General features: G+C 65.9%; 16 protein-coding genes. 8 read left to right on the top strand and 8 right to left on the bottom strand.

Annotated elements, in window-relative coordinates:
- The first annotated feature begins 37 nt into the window (after positions 1-37).
- Together QX041_RS15725 and QX041_RS15720 are read left to right on the top strand one after the other, a co-directional pair.
- Positions 38-1012 carry a sugar ABC transporter substrate-binding protein gene (locus QX041_RS15725; protein WP_316165902.1) on the top strand — a complete coding sequence of 325 codons (975 nt, stop codon included), beginning with the start codon at positions 38-40 and terminating at the stop codon, positions 1010-1012.
- 66 nt (positions 1013-1078) lie between these two features.
- Positions 1079-1366 (top strand): YciI family protein, encoded by a 288-nt coding sequence (locus QX041_RS15720; RefSeq protein ID WP_315752359.1) that lies wholly within the window; start codon positions 1079-1081, stop codon positions 1364-1366.
- Positions 1367-1635: 269 nt separating this feature from the next.
- Here QX041_RS15720 and QX041_RS15715 read toward each other — a convergent pair whose 3' ends face one another.
- From QX041_RS15715 to QX041_RS15685, 7 genes are all read right to left on the bottom strand, one after another.
- Positions 1636-2532, bottom strand: coding sequence for an NAD(P)-dependent oxidoreductase (locus QX041_RS15715; RefSeq protein WP_316165901.1), 897 nt, complete (start codon positions 2530-2532; stop codon positions 1636-1638).
- On the bottom strand, positions 2529-2933 hold the full coding sequence (locus tag QX041_RS15710) for a carboxymuconolactone decarboxylase family protein (RefSeq protein WP_315713518.1): 405 nt from the start codon (positions 2931-2933) through the stop codon (positions 2529-2531). The genes QX041_RS15715 and QX041_RS15710 overlap by 4 nt, the downstream gene beginning before the upstream one ends.
- 210 nt (positions 2934-3143) lie before the next feature.
- A complete protein-coding gene (locus tag QX041_RS15705) occupies positions 3144-4604 on the bottom strand; it encodes an aldehyde dehydrogenase family protein (protein ID WP_315769591.1) in 1461 nt (486 codons plus the stop codon).
- Positions 4605-4964: 360 nt separating this feature from the next.
- A complete protein-coding gene (locus tag QX041_RS15700) occupies positions 4965-5942 on the bottom strand; it encodes a HEAT repeat domain-containing protein (protein WP_315825319.1) in 978 nt (325 codons plus the stop codon).
- Positions 5943-5944: 2 nt separating this feature from the next.
- Positions 5945-6178 carry a ferredoxin family protein gene (locus tag QX041_RS15695; RefSeq protein WP_006609939.1) on the bottom strand — a complete coding sequence of 78 codons (234 nt, stop codon included), beginning with the start codon at positions 6176-6178 and terminating at the stop codon, positions 5945-5947.
- 21 nt (positions 6179-6199) lie between these two features.
- On the bottom strand, positions 6200-7942 hold the full coding sequence (locus QX041_RS15690) for a fumarate reductase/succinate dehydrogenase flavoprotein subunit (protein WP_315713521.1): 1743 nt from the start codon (positions 7940-7942) through the stop codon (positions 6200-6202).
- 111 nt (positions 7943-8053) lie between these two features.
- On the bottom strand, positions 8054-8827 hold the full coding sequence (locus QX041_RS15685; RefSeq protein ID WP_316165899.1) for a ferredoxin--NADP reductase: 774 nt from the start codon (positions 8825-8827) through the stop codon (positions 8054-8056).
- 254 nt (positions 8828-9081) lie between these two features.
- On the opposite strand from QX041_RS15685, the gene QX041_RS15680 reads away from it, so the two are divergent.
- The 6 genes from QX041_RS15680 (at position 9082) to QX041_RS15655 (ending at position 14633) form a co-directional block, all read left to right on the top strand.
- On the top strand, positions 9082-9372 hold the full coding sequence (locus QX041_RS15680; protein ID WP_315713523.1) for a gamma-butyrobetaine hydroxylase-like domain-containing protein: 291 nt from the start codon (positions 9082-9084) through the stop codon (positions 9370-9372).
- A 74-nt stretch (positions 9373-9446) separates the two neighbouring features.
- Complete coding sequence (locus QX041_RS15675; RefSeq protein WP_315752353.1) at positions 9447-10232, top strand: Crp/Fnr family transcriptional regulator; 786 nt, start codon at positions 9447-9449, stop codon at positions 10230-10232.
- A gap of 163 nt (positions 10233-10395) precedes the next feature.
- Positions 10396-11811 (top strand): ABC transporter substrate-binding protein, encoded by a 1416-nt coding sequence (locus tag QX041_RS15670; protein WP_315825321.1) that lies wholly within the window; start codon positions 10396-10398, stop codon positions 11809-11811.
- Positions 11808-12695: an ABC transporter permease gene (locus tag QX041_RS15665; RefSeq protein ID WP_316165898.1), complete on the top strand. Its 888-nt coding sequence runs from the start codon at positions 11808-11810 to the stop codon at positions 12693-12695. The genes QX041_RS15670 and QX041_RS15665 overlap by 4 nt, the downstream gene beginning before the upstream one ends.
- On the top strand, positions 12692-13564 hold the full coding sequence (locus QX041_RS15660) for an ABC transporter ATP-binding protein (protein ID WP_315769575.1): 873 nt from the start codon (positions 12692-12694) through the stop codon (positions 13562-13564). Before QX041_RS15665 ends, QX041_RS15660 begins: the two co-directional genes overlap by 4 nt.
- A gap of 310 nt (positions 13565-13874) precedes the next feature.
- Entirely contained in the window at positions 13875-14633 is a 759-nt protein-coding gene (locus tag QX041_RS15655; RefSeq protein WP_315769572.1) for an SDR family oxidoreductase, read from the top strand.
- A gap of 13 nt (positions 14634-14646) precedes the next feature.
- Here the strand turns inward: QX041_RS15655 and QX041_RS15650 are convergent, their stop codons facing one another.
- Positions 14647-15672, bottom strand: coding sequence for a LacI family DNA-binding transcriptional regulator (locus QX041_RS15650; protein WP_316165896.1), 1026 nt, complete (start codon positions 15670-15672; stop codon positions 14647-14649).
- Between the last annotated feature and the right edge of the window lie 22 nt (positions 15673-15694).

The raw sequence follows: 15694 nt of genomic DNA, 5'->3' as shown, positions 1-15694 counted from the left end.
CTGTCATACAACCAAGAAAACGAGGGAAGGAAACGACATGCAACAACGGATCACGCGCTGTCTCGCTCTGTTACTTCTGATCGCCGCAGGCGCGACGCAGGCCCGGGCCGACGGCGAGACCATCGCCGTCTTCACCAAGAACCAGACCAATCCGTTCTTCCAGACGGTGCGCGTCGGCGCCGACAACATGGCGAAGGTCCTCAACGCCAAGATCCTGCACTACATCCCGACCAAGCCGGACTCGATCCCCGAGCAGCTCAGCCAGATCGAGGACGTCGTGGTGAAGAAGCCGAGCGCGATCGTGTTCACGCCGGTCGACTACAAGGCGATGGTGCCCGGGGTCGAGAAGATCAACGACGCCAAGATCCCCGTCGTCAACATCACCGACCGCTCCGCCGGCGGCAAGTTCGTCGCCTTCGTCGGCGCCGACGACTACAGCCTGGGCCTTGAGACCGGACGTTTCCTGCTCAAGACGCTCGGCGGCAAGGGCAACATCGTCATCATCGAAGGCGTCAAGGGCTCGCTGACCAATGTCGACCGCGTCCGCGGCTTCAACGACGCGCTCAAGGAGAACCCCGGCGCCAAGCTGCTGGCGTCGCAGCCCGGCAACTATCAGCGCCTGCAGGCCCTGCAGGTGATGGAGAACCTGATGCAGTCCAATGCGCAGATCGACGGCGTGCTCGCCGCCAACGACGCCATGGCGGTCGGCGCGATCGAGGCGCTGGACGGCGCCGGCCGCAAGGCGCAGGTGATCGGCATCAACGGCACCAAGGAGGCGATCGACGCCATCAAGTCCGGCAAGCTGCTCGCCAGCGGCGACTACAACGGCTTCGCCCAAGGCTGCCTCGGCACCATGATGGCCGTCCGCGCATTGCGCGGCCAGCCCGTCATCAACGAGATCGTGCTGAAGCCGACCGTCATCACCAAGGACAATTATCAGCCGTTCGACGTGTCGCTGGAGCAGCGCACCTGCCCGAGCTTCGAGGATGCAGGCAAGCTCAGCGCGAAATAGGATCAGCCATCAGTCCGGAAGCAGGACGGCACGCAGCCGTCCTGCTTCAACTTGCGGAGAGAATTCATGCTGTTTGCGATTCACGCGCTCGACAAGCGGGACGCGCTGCCGGTCCGGCTTGCCAACTACGACGCGCACAAGGCCTATCTCGGCGACAGCGCGCGCCTTCCCGTCACCATCGTGATGTCCGGCCCGCTCGTCTCCGACGATGGTTCGACGATGATCGGAAGCCTGTTCCTGGTCGAGGCTCCCGGCCGCGCCGAGGTCGAAGCGTTCAACCGCGCCGACCCGTTTGCCGCGGCCGGGATTTGGGAGAAGGTGACGATCACGGGATTTCTGCGGCGGCAGGGCTAGCCCGGACGGCCAACCCACTCTCTCTGTCATCCCGGACAAGCGCGCGGCACGCGCTCGCAGATCCGAGATCCATAACCACAGGGCGGAGTTCGAGGCACGATGGCCGCTCCAGCTCACCCGGCCACCCCCTCACGGCGTATGGATCCCGGGTCGGCGGCCACCAACGCTATGGCGTTGGCGGCCTTGCCCGGGATGACACGGTTGGTGTGGTCGGCGGCGCGGGCAATGTGACCGCGAGTTCGCAAACGCTCGGCTGGTCACGCGGTCGGCTACTCACCGCCCAGTTCGACGCCGGCCAGCGCCTCGCTCAGCTTCGCCAGCGCCGTGTGATCCTGCCCGGGTCCGAGCATCCCCTGCGCGCTGGCGCTGAGCTCGCGGCAGAGGTTGGAGAACGGCGCGGCGACGCCGGCGGCACGCGCGACCTCGAGCGCGATCGACAGGTCCTTCACCATCAGGTCGAGCCCGAAGCCGCTGTTGAATTGGCGCGACAGCACGAACTGCTTGAACTTCTTCTGCGTCGAGTTGTTCATGCCGGTCGAGGCGTTGAGCACGTCGGTCATCAGGCCGGGGTCGATGCCGAACTGCTGGCCGATCAGCAGCGCCTCGACGCCGATCAGGAAGCCACCGGCCGAGACGAGGTTGTTGAGCGCCTTCATCGCCTGGCCCGAGCCGAGGCCGCCGATGCGGTGGATCGTCGTGCCCATGGCGCGCAACAGCGGCTCGACGCGATCGAGCGCGCCCGGCTCGCCGCCGGTCATGATCGCGAGCTCGCCGGTCACGGCGCGCGGCACGCCGCCACTGACCGGCGCATCGAGCATGGTGACGCCGAGCGGGGCGAGATCGGCGGCGATCGCCTGCGTCGCCGCCGGCGCGCCGGAGCTCATGTCGATGACGATGTGATCGCGCGTCAGGCCGGCGCGCAGCGCGCCGACGGCGTCCGCGACATGTTTGCTGGTCGGCAGCATCGTGATGATGACATCCGCCTGCCCCGCCGCGGCCGCGAGGTCGCCGGCCTCGACACCGCCAACCTTGGCGACAAATTCAGCAGCCCGCCCGGGCACGGCGTCATTGACGGCGACCGCAAAGCCGGCGCCGAGCAGGCGCGCGGCCATCGGCCAGCCCATGTTGCCGATGCCGACGAACAGGACCTTTTGCGGCGCGCTCATGCGCCGTCCTTCTTGGCGATGGCACCTTCCGCGACCAGCACCTCATGCGCGGCCTTGAACGCCTCGAGGCCCGCGGGGATGCCGCAATAGACGGTCGCGTGCAGCAGGATCTCCTTGATCTCGTCGACGGTGACGCCGTTGGTGAGCGCGCCCTTGACGTGCAGCTTCAGCTCGCTCGGCTTGCTGAGCGCGGTCAGCATCGCGAGATTGATGATGCTGCGGGTGCGGCGATCCAGTCCTGGCCGGGTCCAGGCATAGCCCCAGCACATTTCGGTGGTGATGTGCTGGAAGGCCATCATGAAGTCGTCGGCCTTGGCGAGGCTGCCATCGACATAGGCCGCGCCGAGCACCTCGCGGCGCACCTTCAGGCCCTTCTCGAACAGTTCTTTTTCGTCGCTCATCCACTCGTCTCCTTCTGCAAACCCTGATGTCATCTCGTTGTTTGAGCATGATCTCCGCGCAAACGCCTTCGGCGTTTGTCGCGAGGGAAAACCGGCTTCCACTTTTCCGGATCATGCTCTGGCGCCTCGCCGCGCGGACTGACAACGACAACGCCGGGCGGCATTGTCAGTGACGTCCGCACGGCGGAATTGATCGGAGATGCGAATCCGCTAGCCGTGCTTGACGATCAGGGTCTTCATCGCGGCAAGCTCGTACAGCGCCTCGAAACCCTTCTCGCGGCCGTGTCCCGATTTCTTCATGCCGCCGAACGGCAGCTCGATGCCGCCGCCGGCGCCGTAGCCATTGACGAACATCTGGCCGACTTTGACCTTGCGCGCGACGCGCATCGCGCGCGAGCCGTCGCCCGACCAGACGCCGGCGACCAGGCCGAAATCGGTGGCGTTGGCGAGCCTGACGGCGTCGGCCTCGTCGTCGAACGGCATCGCCGCCAGCACCGGACCGAACACCTCCTCGCGCGCCAGCTCGGAGTCGCGCGCGACGTGCTGATACAGCGCCGGCGCCACATAGAAGCCCTCGCTCGGCACGCCCTCGGCGATTCTGCCGGTCGCCACGCGCCTGGCGCCGCCGCTTTCGGCGCGCGCCAGCATGTTTTCGATCCGCGTCTTCTGGACCGCGCTGATGACCGGACCAAGATCGAGATCCATCTCCGGCGTGCCGGCCGTGATCTTCTCGAAGCGGAGCGTGAGGTCGGCCAGGAAGCGGTCCCAGATCGAGCGCTCCACCAGCACGCGCGAGCCGGCCGAGCAGGTCTGGCCGGCGTTCTGCACGATCGCCGCGGCCACCGAGGTCAGCGCGGCATCAAGATCGGCGTCGGCGAATACGATCTGCGGCGACTTGCCGCCGAGTTCGAGCGTGCAACCGATGTGGTTCCTCGCGGCCGCCGTCTGCACGAGCGTGCCGACCTCCGGGCTGCCGGTGAAGGAGATGAAATCGATGCCGTCATGCGCCGACAGCGCCGCACCCGCCTCCTCGCCAAGACCCGGCACGACATTGATCGCACCGGCCGGGAAGCCGGCTTCCGCCGCGAGCTCGGCAAGACGCAGCGGCACCAGGCAGGCCTCCTCGGCCGGCTTGATCACGGTCGCGTTGCCCATCGCCAGCGCCGGCGCGACGGTGCGGCCGAACATCTGCCCCGGATAGTTCCACGGAATGATGTGGCCGGTGACGCCGAGCGGCTCGTACACCGTGGTGACGAAGAAGCCGTCGAGGAACGGGATGGTGTCGCCATGCACCTTGTCCGCGGCGCCGCCGTAATATTCGAAATAGCGCGCGACCGCGACGACGTCCGCCTTGGCCTGCTTCATCGGCTTGCCGGTATCGGCCGCTTCGAGCTTCGCAAGCTCCTCGGCATTGTCCTCGACGAGGCGGCCGAGCTTCGACAGCAGGCGCCCGCGGTCCACCGCGGCGAGCCGGCCCCACGGGCCTTCCAGCGCGCGGCGCGCCGCCGCCACGGCAAGATCGATGTCGGCCGCGTCACCGGCGGCAATCGAGGCGATCACCTGTCCGGTCGCCGGCGCCAGCATCGCAATGGTGCGGCCCGACTGCGCGGGCTGCCACTTGTTCTCGATGAAGACGCCCTTGGCGGCAGGCAGTTTGACATTGGCGTTCATGGCAGCTCTCCGACTTCCTTTGCAGCTCGTCCGCGGGTCATATCAGACCTCGGCACGGCGCATCCCCTCGCGGCCGCGCGACAGCCGGTCGGCAATGGAGGCGTGTCACCAGGGCCGGACTGACCGGCCCCTCTCTCCGTTTGCGCTGCAGCGGTCATGATGCCCGATGGATGCGTCCGACGTTTCTGTCAGACAATCCGGGAGCCGTCCAGAACGGGACGTGGGGCGCACGAGAACGTGCGGCGCGCGGCCCTGCGGGGCTCGCGCGCGATCGGCCGCGACATGATCGTCGCAAGGCTCGTCATCTGGCTGACCGCCCGGTCCGCCATGCGGTCGGGAACGCTCGTGGCCGGCGCGCGATTACGCGCCGGTTCTCGCCTTGCTCGCCGCGATCTGGTGCAGCGCCCATCTCGCATTCTTGCGCACGTCGGGATCGAGATCGTCGGCGACCAGCGCGAGGTACGGCTCGCCGTCGGGCGCAGCGATCTCGCCGAGCGCAGCCGCCGCCTCCTTGCGCAGATTGGCCTGCTCGTGGGTGATGCATTGGCCGATCGGCCGCACCGCATGCGGCACCTTCATGCGTCCGAGGCTGCGGATCGCCTTCAGGCGCACCTGCCAGAACTCATCCGCCAGGCAGGCGATCAACGGATCGGCGGCGACTGCACCATTGACGTTGAGCCCGAGCGTCTCGGCCGCCATCTCCCGCACCATCCAGTCGGAATCCTTGAGCGCGCGTGTGATGGTCTCCGCGGCGATCTTCATGTGCGAGAAGGCGAGCGCGCTGACCGCCGCGCGCCGGACATGCGCATCGGGATCACTGATCAGCGCCGTCAGCGCCGGAATCGACTCCTCGAGCTTGAGGAAGCCGATGACGCCGATCGCCTGCACACGGACCGCGGCATCCGGATCCTGCAGCGCCTCCAGCGCCGGCTTGAGCGTGTCCTTGCGCCGCAGCTCCTTCAGCGCGCGCAACGCGCCCATCCGGACGAAGGCGTGGGCATGCTTCACCAGCGGCAGGATGGCGTCGGCCGAAGCGGGATCCTTGAACTCGGCGAGACTGTCGGCGGCTGCCGATGCAACGATCCGCTCGGGATCAACGAGCAATTGGACCAGCGCCTCCGCCGCCTCCGGCCCGTCGAACTCGCCGAGCGCCATGGCGACCTGCTGGCGCACGCCGGCGTCGGGATCGGCGACCATCTTCGCCAGATGCGCGACCGCGGCGGGATCGCCGGAATGTCCCAACGCGATGATCGCGACCCGCCGCTCCGCCGGATCGGCGGCGCCGAGCCGCTCGTCGGCGTCGTCGAGATCGTCGTAGGATTCGAACGGGCTCGACATGATCACCTCAACAGATAGGGAATGTTGACGGTGACGGCACCGGTCGGGCAATCCGCCTCGCAGGGCATGCAGTACCAGCATTCATCATAGGCCATGAAGGCCTTGCCGGTCATGTCGCTGATCCGGAGCACATCGAGCGGGCAGACGTCGACGCAGACCGTGCAGCCCTTGTCGGCGATGCATTTGGCGTCGTCAACGACGACCGGGACCGACGTCTGATAGGTCGCAAGAGGCATGTCTCGTTCTCCTTCTGATCGTCAGGCGCTGGCGCGGATGCGCTGCTTGTCGTAGAGGTCCTTCTCATCGTCCGCGATCGGCACGACATAGGGCTGCACCGCCCGCTTCTCGCTGGTCATGCGGCCGTCCAGCTTGCTCAGCAGCGTGTGACAGAACCAGTTCTCGTTGTCCTTCTCCGGAAAATCGGTGCGCCAGTGATAGAGCCCCCAACGGCTCTCCTCGCGGAACAGCGAGGCATGGGCGGCCATGTCCGCGCAATCCATGATCGACTGTACCTCCAGTGCGCGCAGCAGTTCATGCGCGTTGCGTGCGATCATGCGCTCCTGCATGTCCTCGCGGACCTCGGCGAGCCGGCGCATCCCGAGCTCGTACTTCCGCGTCACCTTCGGCGGCTGCAGATAGTCGTTGACCAGGCGCCGCGTCTTGTACTCGATCTGGTTCGGCGGAATGCCATCCTCGCGCTTGGTCGGCGCAAGCACGCGCTCGCGCTCCAGCGCGATCTCGGCGGCATCGATGTCGCCGAAATCATGATTGTCGGCGAACTCCATCGCGTCGAGCCCGGCGAACGAACCGTTGGTGAATGCGCCCAACATATAGTTGTGCGGAACGCTGGCCATGTCGCCGGCCGCATAGAGCCCGGGGACGGTCGTGCGGGCATTGTCGTCGACGAACACGCCCGACGCGCTGTGGCCGGAGCAGAAGCCGATCTCCGAGATGTGCATCTCGATCGATTCCTTGCGGTAGTCGACGCCGCGGCCCTCCTGAAACAGCCCCCGCGTGGGCCGCTCGACCTTGTGCAGGGTGTGCTCGATCTCCTCGATGGTCTTGTCGTGCAGGTGCTTGAGCTGCAGGAACACCGGCCCCTTGCCGGACAGCAGCTCGTTGTAGAATTCCAGCATCATCTGGCCCGACCAATAGTCGCATTCGATGAAGCGGCGATCCTCGTTGTTGGCGGTATAGGCGCCGAAGGGACCGGCGACATAGGCGCAGGCCGGACCGTTGTAGTCCTTGATCAGCGGATTGATCTGGAAGCATTCGAGATTGGCGAGCGCCGCGCCCGCGTGATAGGCCATCGCATAGCCATCGCCGGAATTGGCCGCATTCTCATAGGTGCCGAACATGTAGCCCGAGGTCGGCAGGCCGAGCCGTCCCGCCGCGCCCATGCACAGGATGACGGCCTTGGCCTTGATCACCAGCATTTCGGCGGTGCGGGTGTTGACGCTGACGGCGCCGGCGATGCGGCCATCGCTCGACTTCAAGAGCCGCGTCGCCATGTAGCGGTTGGAGATCAGGATGCGTGCGCGGCGCAGTTGCCGGTACAGCGCCTTCTTGACGGTCTCGCCGTTCGGCATCGGCAGCACGTAGGTGCCGATGTGGTGCACCTTCTTGACGGCATAGTCGCCGTTCTCGTTCTTGAGGAAGCGGATGCCGAAGCTGTCGAGCTCCTCGATGATCCCGTAGCAGCTCTGGGCGTATTTGTAGACCGCCTTCTGATCGACGATGCCGTCATTGGCGATCGTGATCTCCTTGGTGTATTGCTCCGGCGTTGCATAGCCGGGGATGACGGCGTTGTTCAGGCCGTCCATGCCCATCGAGATCGCGCCGGAGCGCTTGACGTTCGCCTTCTCCAGCAGAACGACGTTCGCCTTGGGATTCTTCAACTTGGCCTTCAGGGCAGCCATCGGACCGGCGGTGCCGCCGCCGATCACCAGCACGTCGCAGGACACCTCCGAGAGGCCGTCGACGATCTCATCCATTGCCATTCTAAGCTCCTGCTTGGCCGGGGTCACACCGGTCCGGATCAGACTTGTTCAGCGGGGCACCCGGCGATAGCAATTAGTTGTCGCCTGAGCGCATTTCTTCGCGCCGGCCAGTCAGCGCTCGACGAACGCCTTCTCGACCACGAAATGGCCGGGCGTGCTGTGGTTGCCTTCGACGAAGCCGCGGCCCTCCAGCATGGCCTGGAGCTCGGCCAACATCGCCGGGCTGCCGCAGAGCATGACGCGGTCGGTCTCGACATCGAGGTCGGGCTCGCCGATGTCGGCGAACATCTGCCCCGATGCGATCAGGTCGGTGATGCGGCCGCGGTTGCGGAACGGCTCGCGGGTCACTGTGGGGTAATGAAGCAGCCGGTTCCGGACCAGCGGTCCAAAGAATTCGTGGCCGCGCAGGCCATCGACGAGCTGCTCGCCATAGGCGAGCTCCGAGACCTGGCGGCAGCCATGGGCCAGCACGATGGTCTCGTAGGTCTCGTAGATGTCGGGATCCTTGACCAGGCTGGCGAACGGCGCCAGCCCGGTGCCGGTCGACAGCAGCAGCAGACGCCTGCCCTGAATCAGGTTGCCCGCGATCAGCGTTCCCGTCGCCTTGCGCCCCACCAGGATGCGATCGCCCTCTTTGATCTTCTGCAGCCGGGAGGTCAGCGGCCCGTCCGCCACCTTGATGCTGAAGAATTCCAGCTCCTCCTCGTGATTGGCGCTCGCCATGCTGTAGGCGCGCATCAGCGGCCGGCCGTCGACCTCGAGCCCGATCATCGCGAACTGCCCGTTCTGGAAGCGGAAGCCGGGATCCCGCGTGGCGGTGAAGCTGAACAGCGAATCGGTCCAGTGCCGGACCGACAACACCGTCTCGGTCTGAAAAGCGCTCATCGTCGTCTCCTGAGGCGCGGGGCGCGCCGTGTGGCGGTTGCTGACGACGATGTCGCGGAAACGGCGCGGTTCGGCAATTTCGAACGCGCCGCGGCGGTGGATTAGTTGCAAAGATTGTTCCGCGGGAAGGCGAGCGCGCGGCAACGAAGCACCTCGCGCTCCACATTCCGTCGAACGAGGCAATTAGTTGCTGGGGGCCCCGGTCCGTCTCCCCTAGCGTGACGACGCCGGCTTCGGCACAACCAGGAGGCGCCATGATTCCAGCCGATACCCTCAACAGCGAAGTCAGTCCCGACCTGGCGTCGTTACGGCTGCGGAATGCCGGCGGCGCTCCCGCGGAGCTGTCCGCCGAACGGCTGCGGCTGTCCTGCATGTGCGCGCATTGCAGGCGGGCCCGCCTCGACGGCCGCTTCCCGGCGCAGTTTCCCGGGATCGGCATCGTCGGGGTCGGAGATCTCGGTTACGGCTTGAACATCGCGTTTTCCGACGGCCACAATCGCGGCATCTATCCGAAATCATACCTTTGGGAACTCGTTGCCGCCTGAGGTGCGTCGCGCGGTGACGGATGGCACGAACATTGCTCCGCTTCTGATCAGTATGATCAATGCGGAGGCAAGACATGTTGCTGCAGGCAGCCAAATCAGCTGCGGACGCCGTGCCCTCTCCCATGACGTCAGCGCGCGCGGTGACCAGTTCGTCGCTCCTGCTCACCGAAAGCCAGCAATCCATCGGCGGCCCGCCGTCGCTGATCGAAAGGCTCAGCCTGCGCGAGCGTGAGCAGGTGCTCAAGCAGGGCCGCCGCAAGGTGCTGAACCGCGGCCAGACGCTGTTCAGCCAGGGCGCCAGGCACGACGGCATCTTCCTGGTCGAGAGCGGCCGCATCCGCGTGTTCTATACGTCGCCGCAGGGGCGCGAGATCACGCTGGCCTATTGGCATGTCGGCAATTTCGTCGGCGGTCCCGAGGTGTTCGACACCGGCGTGCATCAATGGTCCGGCATCGCCGCCAGCAATGCCAGCGTGATCCAGCTTCCCGGCAAGGAGCTGCGAACGCTGGTGGCGGAGATCCCCAATCTCGCGATCGGACTGATCGAAGGGTTGAGCTTCAAGGGAAAATGCTACTCCGCCCTGGCCCAAATGCTGGGGACGCGTTCGATCACCGAGCGGCTCGCTCATCTGCTGCTGCATCTCGTCGACCTCTATGGCGTGGATGATCCCGACGGCAAGGTCATTGCCGCGGCCTTCACCCATGCCGACATCGCCCACATGGTCGGGGCGACGCGGCAGTGGGTGACGATCAGCCTCAAGCGGATGCAGGAAAAGAATATCGTCCGCACCAGGCGTTCGCAGATCGTGGTCTGCCGGCCCGACGTCCTGGACGAGATGCGCGGCCAGGCCGCGGATTAGCCGGCCTGCTCATGCAAGCGGCTGTCATGAGCGAAATTGCCCAAGGAGTACGCAACCGGATTTTGACGGCAACTAATCCACCCGCTGCCGAACTCCGGATTTGCGCTCGTGGACGCGGCCTTCATCATGGCGCCATCAGCCATCCAACCGAACGGGGATGAGAATGGTCCGCTGCCGTCACGCGCTCTTGCTATCCGTCACCTGTCTGTCCCTGATCGCGGCGCAGCCCGTCGCAGCAGAGACAGTCACGATCGGCATAGGCACCCAGGACACCACGACCAACACGGTGACGGCCGGCACCATCGTGCGGCAGCTTCACCTGCTGGAGAAGTATCTGCCCAAGGACGGCAAATACGCCAACATCAAGTTCGAGATCGAGTGGCAGAACTTCACCTCCGGTCCGCCCGTCACCAACGGGATGATGGCGAACAAGCTGCAGTTCGGCATGATGGGCGACTACCCGCTGATCGTGAACGGCTTCACCTTCGAGAACAATCCCGAGAGCAAGAGCCGGCTGATCGCCGTCGCCGCCTACAGCCTCGCCGGCTCCGGCAACGGCATCGTCGTTCACAAGGACTCGCCCTACTACGAACTCTCCGACCTCAAGGGCAAGCTGGTCAGCGTGCCGTTCGGCTCGGCCGCACACGGCATGGTGCTGAAGGCGCTTCAGGACGGCGGCTATCCGGCGGATTTCTTCCAGCTGGTGAGCCAGACGCCGGAGGTCGGCTCGACCAACCTGCAGGAAAAGAAGATCGACGCGCACGCCGATTTCGTGCCGTTCGCGGAACTGCTGCCGTTCCGCGGCTTTGCGCGCAAGATCTTCGACGGCGTCCAGACCAACCTGCCGACATTCCATGGCGTCGTCGTCCGCACCGACTTCGCGGAAAAATATCCCGAGGTCGTCATCGCCTATGTCAAGGCGGTGATCGCCGCCAACCAGTGGCTGCGCCAGGATCCGAAGGCGGCGGCCGAAAAGATCCAGGAATGGACCGGGATCAACAAGGAGGTCGTCTACATCTTCCTCGGCCCCGGCGGCAACATGACCACGGATCCGACGATCAAGCCGGCGCTGGTGGATGCCGCCGCAACCGACGTCAAGGTGTTGCAGAGCCTCGGCCGCATGAAAGAGTTCGATCCGAAGACATGGGTCGACGACAGCTACATCCGCAAGGCCTATGCCGAGCTGAAGCTGGACTACGACAAGGATCTCGCAAGCACCGCGAACTACGAAATCTCCGGCGAGGACAAGTTCTGCAACAGGCCGATCACCGAGCCGCGCAAGGCCGGCGAGGTCTGGGTCGACGGCGAGGGCATCATAGCCTTCAGCAGCGCGACCTGCACGCTCGGCGCCTATGCCGACTACAAGGCCAAGGGCAAGAAGATCAACGTCGCCTACGTCTTCGACACCGCGCGCGGCATCAAGCTGTTCGCCGACCAGGCGTTCTTCGCCGCGGCCAATGGCGAGATCGCGCCGTTCCTGCTGAAGAAGGATGCCGAGGCCTATGCCGCCAAGATCGGCGGCAAGGTGATGGGACTTGATGACGCCGTGAAGCTGGCGGTCGCGGGAGGCAAGACTTGAGCAGCCCCGCTTTGATGACATCCCCCGACCAGGCCGCGGCGACCGCCGCGCCTGGCACCGCGATCCCGCCGAGCCGTCCGGACGTCTCCGCCCGCGCGGCACGCTGGTTCCGGCTGAACCAGGACAGGCTGCAGTCGGTGCTGATCGGCACCGCGTCGCTGATCCTGTTCCTGATCGGCTGGCACCTGCTGACGACCTACCGCGTCGTCTTCTTCGTGAAGTTCACCAACGTGCCGGCGCCGCTGGCCGTCTATGCGAGCTTCACCAAGGCGATCCACGATCCGAAATTCCTGATGCACATCCTGCTCAGTTGCCGCCGGATCTTCATCGGGTTCTCGCTGGCCGCACTGGTCGGCGTGCCGCTCGGCCTGATCATGGGCCGCTTCAGGCTGGTGCACGAGATCGTGTTTCCGGTCGCCGAGGTGCTGCGTCCGATCCCGGCGATCGCCTGGGTCCCGATGGCGATCATGCTGTGGCCGACCAACGAGCAGAGCATCGTCTTCATCACCTTTCTCGGCTCGTTCTTTCCGATCCTGGTCAACACGCTGCACGGCATGACGCTGGTCGACCCCGTGCTGGTGCGGGCCGCCAAGTGCCTCGGCGCGCGGGAGACCGCGATCTTCCGCGAGGTCTATTTCCCGGCGTCGCTGCCGCACATCTTTACCGGCCTCACCGTCGGCATGGGCGTCGCATGGGTGTCGCTGATCGCGGCCGAGATGATCTCGGGGCAGTTCGGCATCGGCTACTTCACCTGGGAAGCCTATTCGCTGGTCCAGTATGCCGACATCGCGCTCGGGATGATCGCGATCGGCGTGCTCGGGCTCGGCTCGAGCCTCGTGATCCGCGCAGCCGGACAGTTGGTGATGCCCTGGAGGTCGCGATGAGCCAAGCCGCAGCGGATACGAGACAGGGCCATATCGAGGTCTGCAACTTCGCCCTGAGCTACGAGACCATCGACGGCGCCGTCGAGGCCGTCACCGACACGCAGATCCACGTCGAGCCTGGTGAGTTCGTCTCGATCGTCGGACCGTCGGGTTGCGGCAAGTCGACACTGCTCAACGCCGTCGCGGGTTTCCTCAAACCCACCAGCGGCGTCGTCACGGTCGACGGCCATGCCGTGACGGGTCCGAGCGCCGAGCGCGGCATGGTGTTCCAGCAATATTCGCTGTTTCCCTGGAAGACGGTGCGCGAGAACGTCGAGTTCGGGCTGAAGATGCGCGGCATGCCGAAGTTCGAGCGCGCACGCGCGGCGCGCACTCTGCTCGGGCTCGCCGGCCTCGAGGCGTTCGAGAACCATTATCCCGAGCGCCTCTCCGGCGGCATGAAGCAGCGCGTCGGCATCGTGCGCGCGCTCGCCACCGGTCCCAAGGTGCTGCTGCTCGACGAGCCGTTCGGCGCGCTCGACGCGCAGACCCGCATCATCATGCAGCAGATCCTCACCAACATGTGGCAGCGGCTGAAGATCTCGGTGCTGTTCGTCACCCACGACATCGACGAGGCGATCTTCCTGTCCGACCGCGTCTACTGCATGACCGCGCGCCCGGGCTCGATCAAGGCCGAAATCCAGATCCCGCTCGAGCGCCCGCGCCAGCAAGCGATGATGATGTCGTCGGAATTCCTGGCGCTGCGGCGCGGGCTGATGTCGCTGATCCGCGAGGAAAGCCTGAAGGCGATGGGCGGCGAGATCACCGATCTCGGCATGCAGGGACTCAGCATCGAGCTGCAGGGCCAGTCGATCGCCGAAATCCTCTGAGGCGCTCGACCCGCGACGTCCGCTCCAGCTACGCCCGAAAGCGCCCGATGGTCGCACCCGGGCGGCGCATCAGTGCTGGCGTCCCTGCCGGTCCTGACGCAGAATGCCGGAAAGCCAAACAAGGACATCGCAGGGGGAGTGCCCGGATCCGTCAGCATCGACATCGGGCGCGAGTTGCTCGCAGGCGCACACGAAGGGGTCCAGGCGAACGCGCACCGGCTGTGCATCGCACGGCACGGACGACGTTCGATATCCTGCCAGTGTCGCCGTCGGGCGCGGCTGCTCTCCAGGCGCAACTGAGAGGAAGCCAATGCAGGGCACCATCTTTCCAAGCCTCAAGGATCGGGCCGTCCTCGTGACCGGCGGCGGCTCCGGCATCGGGGAAGCGATCGTGCGCAATTTCCTCGGCCAAGGCGCGCGTGTCGGATTCATCGACATCGATCTGGAGGCGTCGCAGCAGCTGCTGGCGAGCCTGCCTGCGGAGGCCAAGGTGCACTTCGAGCATGCCGACCTTCGCGACATCGGTGCGCTGAGGGCCGCGGTCGACGGCGCCCGTGCGGCGCTGGGGCCGATCACCATTCTGGTGAACAACGCCGCGCGTGATGACCGCCACGCGATCGAGGACGTCACGCCGGACTATTGGGACGAGCGCATCGCCGTGAACCTCAAACATCAGTTCTTCGCGGCCCAAGCGGTCGCGCCGGACATGATCCAGGCCGGAGGCGGCGCGATCGTCAATCTCGGCTCGGTGAGCTGGGTGCTCGGCCAGGGCAACATGCCCTGCTACACCACGGCGAAGTCGGCGATCCAGGGACTGACCCGCGCCCTCGCCCGCGATCTCGGACCCAATAACGTGCGGGTCAATTCCATTCTTCCGGGCTGGATCATGACCGAGCGGCAGCAGAGACTCTGGCTGACGCCCGAGGGCGAGGCCGAGCTCATGCGCCGCCAATGCCTCAAGCGCAAGCTCGTGCCGGACGACATCGCCCGCGTGGTGCTGTTCTTCGCCGCCGACGACAGCGGCGCCTGCACCAACCAGAACTACATCGTCGACGGCGGCTGGGCCTGAGGCTCGACCATCATCACGAAGCCACGAGGTGCGGTCCGGTGCTGCCGCGTGCGACGATCTCGAAGCCGAGGTCGATCCGCCGCGTTCTCGGCCGCTTGCCGGTGGCGATCACCTGAAGCACCAGTTCGGACGCCACGCGCCCCATGTCGGCGCGCGGCGTCAGCACGGTCGACAGCGGCGGATTGGAGGCCGCCGCGAATTCCAGGTCGTTGAAGCCGATCAGCGAGATCCGGCGCGGGACCTCCAGCCCCGCCTGCTGGCAGGCGAATAGCGCACCAAGCGCGATGTTGTCATCGCAGCAGAAGATCGCATCGGGAACTTCGCTCGCGAGCATCTCCTCGGTCAGCTTCCGCCCCAGCGAGATCGTCGCCTGCGCCGGCAGCCAGGCCACCAGCGACGTGCCGTCCAGCCCCGCTTCGGCCAGCGCCGCACGATACCCCTCGAGCCGGGCGCGGGCCCGGTCGTCGCGCTGTCCCGAGAGATAGGCGATCCGCCGATGTCCCAGCTCGATCAGGAAGCGGGTCGCGGCGTAGCCGCCCTGGCGCTGCGAAAGTCCGACATTCAGATCGATCGGATCGTCGGTCAGCTCGAATGTCTGCACCACCGGAATCCGCGAACGTTCGAGAACGCGCCGCGCGGCCCGCGTCTGGTTCACTCCGACCAGGATCAGCGCCTCGATGTTCTGGCCCAGCAAGGTCCTGATCGCGCCCTCTTCCTCCTCCGCCGAGTAGCGGCTGCTGACGACGACGGGGCGAAAGCCGAGCGGCAGCAGGGTGTCGTAGATCGCCTGCAGGTAGTCCGCGAAGATGCCGTTGGAGAGCGACGACACGACGATGCCGATCGAATGCGTGCGGGTCGAGGCGAGCCGGCTCGCCGCGAAGTTCGGCACATAGGCCAGCCTGTCGACCGCGGCATCGATCCGCTTGCGCAACTCCGGCGACACCATATCGGGCCGCCGCAGCGCCCGCGACACAGTGACAGCGCTGACATGGGCGATGCGCGCGACGTCCTCCAGCGTGGTGCGACGCTTCTGAGACATGATCCTTGCAACATTGATTCAC

This window comes from Bradyrhizobium sp. SZCCHNRI2009 (genome assembly GCF_032485115.1).
GTDB lineage: Bacteria > Pseudomonadota > Alphaproteobacteria > Rhizobiales > Xanthobacteraceae > Bradyrhizobium.
The sequence above is the reverse complement of the archived record's forward strand: the minus strand, read 5'-3'. Positions and strand labels throughout refer to the sequence as shown.